4 protein-coding genes are annotated in these 4,220 nt (G+C 73.0%); all 4 read right to left on the bottom strand.

Features of this window, described 5'->3' with window-relative positions; genetic code table 11:
- Positions 1 to 24: 24 nt before the first annotated feature.
- Complete coding sequence (locus HGA02_RS12135; RefSeq protein ID WP_168679223.1) at positions 25 to 1,368, bottom strand: MFS transporter; 1,344 nt, start codon at positions 1,366 to 1,368, stop codon at positions 25 to 27.
- Positions 1,365 to 1,787 carry a MarR family winged helix-turn-helix transcriptional regulator gene (locus HGA02_RS12130; RefSeq protein ID WP_124341120.1) on the bottom strand — a complete coding sequence of 141 codons (423 nt, stop codon included), beginning with the start codon at positions 1,785 to 1,787 and terminating at the stop codon, positions 1,365 to 1,367. Before HGA02_RS12130 ends, HGA02_RS12135 begins: the two co-directional genes overlap by 4 nt.
- Before the next feature lie 174 nt (positions 1,788 to 1,961).
- On the bottom strand, positions 1,962 to 2,573 hold the full coding sequence (locus tag HGA02_RS21715; protein ID WP_168679222.1) for a CAP domain-containing protein: 612 nt from the start codon (positions 2,571 to 2,573) through the stop codon (positions 1,962 to 1,964).
- A gap of 36 nt (positions 2,574 to 2,609) precedes the next feature.
- The gene (locus HGA02_RS12120; RefSeq protein WP_168679221.1) at positions 2,610 to 3,935 is read right to left on the bottom strand and encodes a UDP-glucose dehydrogenase family protein; all 1,326 of its coding nucleotides are present in this window, start codon (positions 3,933 to 3,935) and stop codon (positions 2,610 to 2,612) included.
- Positions 3,936 to 4,220: the final 285 nt, after the last annotated feature.

Below are 4,220 nucleotides of genomic sequence, written 5' to 3'. Positions count from 1 at the left end.
GGACGAGCGGCACGACCGCCCGGGTCAGGCGACCGACCGCGAGTTCGTCGCGTCATCGGCGCCCAGCCGCAGCGCGGTCTCGGACCGGCGCGCCGGCGACTCGTCGTCGGGGACCGGGTGCAGGACCTGGAGGTGCGGGCGGGCGTGGAGGCGGTAGCGCACCTGCACGTGCCACGCGCGACGCGCCCACAGGGCGGCGCCGGTCGCGACGAGCAGCGCGGTGATCGAGCCGATGCCGACCGACCAGCGCGGGCCGAACGTCTCCCCGATCCAGCCGACGATGGGCGACCCGACGGGCGTCGCGCCGAGGAACACCATCATGTAGAGCGCCATGACGCGGCCGCGGACGGCAGGGTCGGTGCTGAGCTGGATGGTCGCGTTGGCGGCGGTCATCATCGTGAGCGACGCGAGGCCGACGGGGATCGCCGAGATCGCGTACGTGAGGTACGTCGGCATGAGCGCCATGACGCCCGTCGCGATCCCGAACCCGAACGCGGCGCCGATGACGAGCCGCACGCGCGGACGCTCGCGACGGGCCGCGAGCAGCGCGCCGGTGAGGGAGCCGATCGCGAGGACCGAGCCGAGGATGCCGTACTCCCCCGCGCCGCGGCCGAACTCGGTGCGCGCCATCATCGCGGACGTCATCTGGAAGTTGAGGCCGAACGTGGAGATCACGCAGACGACGACCATGATGACGAGGATGTCGCTGCGGCCCCGCACGTAGCGGATGCCCTCGCGGATCTGGCCCTTGGCCCGCGGCACGGTCGGCATGGGGCGCAGCTCGCTCTGGCGCATGCGGGTCAGCGAGAAGATCGTCGCGGCGAACGTCACCGCGTTGATGACGAACACCCAGCCGGTGCCGACGAACGCGATGAGCAGGCCGGCCACGCCGGGTCCGATCAGGCGTGCGGCGTTGAAGGACGCGCTGTTGAGGCCGACCGCGTTGGAGAGCTGGCTCGTCGGGACGAGCTCGGCGACGAACGTCTGGCGCACCGGCCCGTCGATCGCGGCGACGACACCCAGCAGACCCGCGAAGACGTAGACGTGCCACAGCTCGGCGTGCCCGGACAGCACGAGCGCACCGAGCCCGGCCGCGAGGACGCCCTGGCCGACCTGCGTCGCGATGAGGAGCTTGCGGCGGTCGACCCGGTCGGCCAGCAGACCCGCCCACGCGGACAGGAACAGCACGGGCGCGAACTGCAGGGCCGTGGTGATGCCGACCGCGACGCCGGACTCGTCGGACAGCTGGGTCAGGACCAGCCAGTCCTGGGCGACGCGCTGCATCCAGGTGCCCACGTTCGCCACCAGGGCCCCCGCGAACCACAACCGGTAGTTGCGGTGCTGGAGCGAGGAGAACGTGGGACTCATGAGGCGGCGATCCTCCGCAGGAGCTCGGCGGCGTCGGCGAGGAGCTGACGCTCCTCCTTGGTCATGCCCTTGAGGCGTTCGGTCAGCCAGGCGTCGCGGCGGCGTCGCGTCTCGACGACCTCGGCCTTGCCGGCCTCCGTGAGGGTGACGACGACCTGGCGGCCGTCCGTCGGATGCTCGGCCTTCTGCACGAGCCCGAGCTCGACGAGGCCGTTGACCGTGCGGGTCATGCTCGGCGGCTGGATGCGCTCCGCCTCGGCGAGCTGGCCCGGCGTCATCGGGCCGTCCTTGGCCAGCCAGGCGAGCACGGTGAACTGGGGGTCCGTGAGGCCCTGCGCGCCGCGCTCGGCGCGGATGCGCCGCGACGCCCGGCCGACGGCGATGCGGAGCTCTCCGGCGAGAGCGGGGGCGGTGGGCATGATGATTACTCTAACTCATTACCTTGCGTAATGAGTGGTGGCGTCGGGCACGTTCGCGGGGGACGAACGGGGACGTCGTGGGACGAGCCGGGCAGGCGTGCGCACCGCGACCGACCGGGCGCGTCGGTGACGCAGGGCGTGCAGCTCCGCACGGGCGGCAGGACGCCGTCGCGGTCAGCCGAGGAAGACCTGCGAGCAGGTGAGGGACCCGTCGGCCTCACGCGCGCACGCGATGCCCACCGACTCGAGGTCCGGGTCCAGCAGGTTCGCCCGGTGCCCGGGCGACGTCAGCCACGCGTCGACCACGTCCTGCGCGGGCGCGGCGCCACGGCTCAGGTTCTCGGCGGCGACCGACACCGCGCACGCCGCCATGACGTCGTCCATCGGGGCATGCGTCAGCTCGTCGGCACCCACCAGTGCGGTCGCCCGCGCGAGACCCTGCTCGGCGGCACACTCCGACCACTCGAGCGTCGGCAGACCCTCGTCGGCGCGGGCCACGTTCGTGCCCGCCAGGAGCCGCTGCGCGTACGACCCCGGCTCCTCATCGGCCGCCCAGGGCGCGCGAGGGTCGGCCGAGATCGGAGGCACGACCGGGGCCGTCGAGGTCGTCGGCTCCTCCGCGACGTCGGCGTCGGGGCGTGTCGCGAACCACGACACCGCCGTCACGACCGCCAGCAGCAGGCCGACGACGACGAGCACCCAGCCCCACCGCGCCGACGACGACGCGGGCGCGAGCCGGTCGTCGGACCGACCCGTCGCCCCACCCGTCGTCGGACCACCCGTCACCGGGTCACCGTAACGGCCCCCTGGGCCGCCGGACCGTCAGGGGCGGCCGAGCGCCCGGTAGGTCCACCCCGCCGCACGCCAGCGCGCGGGGTCGAGCACGTTGCGGCCGTCCAGGATGCGCTTGTGCGCGACCACGGTGGCCAGCTCGTCCGGGTCCAGGTCCCGGTACTCCTGCCACTCCGTCGCCAGCAGCACCACGTCCGCGTCGACCGCCGCCTCGAGCGCCGTCGCCGCGAACTTCATCTCCGGCCACTTCGCCTGCGCGTTGCCGATCGCCTGCGGGTCCGTCAGCGTCACGTGCGCGCCCTGCAGCTGCATCTGCGCCGCGACCGACAGGGCCGGCGAGTCACGCACGTCGTCGCTGTCCGGCTTGAACGACGCCCCCAGCACCGCGACCCGGCGCCCCACGATCGAGCCGTGGCACACCTCGCGCGCCAGGTCCACGACGCGCACCCGACGCCGCATGTTGATCGAGTCGACCTCGCGCAGGAACGTCAGCGCGTCGCTCACCCCCAGCTCCCCCGCACGCGCCATGAACGCCCGGATGTCCTTCGGCAGGCACCCGCCGCCGAAGCCCAGGCCCGCGTTGAGGAACCGGCGGCCGATGCGCGCGTCGTACCCGATCGCGTCCGCGAGGCGCGTCACGTCCGCACCCGTCGCCTCGCACAGCTCCGCCATCGCGTTGATGAAGGAGATCTTCGTCGCCAGGAACGAGTTCGCCGCGACCTTCACGAGCTGCGCCGTCGCGTAGTCCGTCACCACCAGCGGCGTGCGGTCCGCGAGCGGCGTCGCGTACACCTCGTCGAGCAGCGCCTTCGCCGCGTCGCCGTCCGCCGTCGGGACGCCCTCGTCGTCCGTCGGCAGGCCGTAGACCAGGCGGTCCGGGTGCAGCGTGTCCTTCACCGCGAAGCCCTCGCGCAGGAACTCCGGGTTCCACACGAGCGTCGCGCCCGTGCCCGTCAGCCGGTCCGCCAGGTTCTCCGCCGTCCCGACGGGGACGGTCGACTTGCCCGCCACGACGTCGCCGCCCGACAGGTACGGCTTGAGCGCCTCGAACGCCGACTCCACGTACGACAGGTCCGCCCGGAACTCGCCGTGCACCTGCGGCGTCCCCACGCACAGGAAGTGCACCTGCGCACCCGCCGCATCTGCCATGTCCGTGCTGAACGACAGCCGGCCGGTCGCCTTCGTCTCCTTCAGCAGCTCCGGCAGGCCCGGCTCGAAGAACGGCGCCTCGCCCGCCTCGAGCGCCGCGACCTTCCGCGGGTCGACGTCGATGCCGATGACCTCGTGACCGAGCTTGGCCATGCAGGCAGCGTGGACGGCACCGAGGTAGCCGCAGCCGATGACGGAGATGCGCATAGGAGTCCCCCTGGAAAGACGACGGTGTGTCACGCCACGCTAGCGTCGCGGCGTTCCCGATGCCGCCGCCAGACGGGTGGAAGACACGTCATACCGGGTGAATCCGACACGTCGGGCATCTCGTGCGGCGTGCCTAGCGCACGACGACGTCGTCACGCACGGGCGGCGCGCTGCGCAGGCGGACGACCCGGCGCAGGCCGCCCAGCACCTGACGCGCGCTCGCGCCGCGCGGCGCCATCTCGTGGTTCGTCGCGACACGCACCGCGGAGCGCACCGCGGCGAGCG

The organism is Cellulomonas septica (genome assembly GCF_012396155.1).
Taxonomy (GTDB): Bacteria; Actinomycetota; Actinomycetes; order Actinomycetales; family Cellulomonadaceae; genus Cellulomonas; species Cellulomonas septica.
This window is presented reverse-complemented; position numbering and strand designations above follow the sequence as displayed.